Raw genomic sequence first — 959 nt, 5'->3', positions numbered from 1 at the left:
AGAGCCTATCCGGAAACTGGTATTTGCTGAAAGCCTGATAAACGCGATACTTTGAGCTCCTCGAAGCAACGGAGTGTGCGATGACCGATGGCAACCGAAAACGATACCCCAGCGATTTGACCGACGAGCAATGGGAGATCATCAACGAGTTGATCCCAAAACCTTGCAAGAGCCGTAAAGGTGGTCGCCCTCGGACCGTTGATATGCGGGAGGTTCTCAATACGATCTTCTACCAATGCCGCAGCGGGTGTCAGTGGGACATGATTCCACACGACCTGCTTCCCAAGAGTACGGTGTACGACTACTTCGCGAAGTGGCGTGACGATGGAACGCTTCAAAAGATCAACGATCGACTTGTCGGAGCGATTCGAATGCTTGAAGCGCCCAGCGAAGAACTCGAGCCTAGCGCGTGCAGCATCGATAGCCAAAGCGTGAAGACCAGCGAACGAAGTGGAAGCCGCGGATACGACGGCGGCAAGAAAATTACGGGCCGAAAGCGAAATATTGCGGTCGATGCGCTCGGGTTGCTGCTCGCCGTGACGGTGACGATCGCCTCGGTGGACGATGCCTACGCTGCTCGCCCGGTGATGAAGCAGCTTTCGCAATCGCGACAACCTCGTTTGCAGGTCGTTTGGGCCGATTCGAAGTACCACAATCACGCGTTGAATTCTTGGCTTGGTCGCCAAAGGAACCTGTCTTGGAAGCTGGAAGTCGTTCGTCGCCCCAAGGGAGCCAAAGGATTCGTGTTGGTTCCCAAACGTTGGGTCGTCGAACGAACCTTCAGTTGGCTTGGACGCTGGAGGCGTTTGAGTCGTGACTATGAACACCATACAGAATCAAGTGAGGCGGTGGTCCGCATCGCATCAATCGGACGGATGCTCCGAAGACTTGCACCCGCTGGCGACCAACCTCCGTTCAAATATCGACTTACAACCTGAATCGGTTTCCGGATAGGCTCT

Annotated in this window: 1 protein-coding gene; it reads left to right on the top strand. The window is 54.7% G+C overall.

Features of this window, described 5'->3' with window-relative positions:
- The first annotated feature begins 80 nt into the window (after window positions 1-80).
- Entirely contained in the window at window positions 81-938 is an 858-nt protein-coding gene (locus LOC70_RS05410) for an IS5 family transposase (protein WP_230252373.1), read from the top strand.
- Window positions 939-959 lie beyond the last annotated feature (21 nt).

It is taken from the genome of Rhodopirellula halodulae, assembly GCF_020966775.1.
GTDB classification, from domain to species: domain Bacteria; phylum Planctomycetota; class Planctomycetia; order Pirellulales; family Pirellulaceae; genus Rhodopirellula; species Rhodopirellula halodulae.
This window is presented reverse-complemented; position numbering and strand designations above follow the sequence as displayed.

Excerpts from the sequence above, each read along its gene's own strand:
- LOC70_RS05410 (WP_230252373.1), top strand. The coding sequence starts at position 81 with ATGACCGATGGCAACCGAAAACGATACCCCAGCGATTTGACCGACGAG.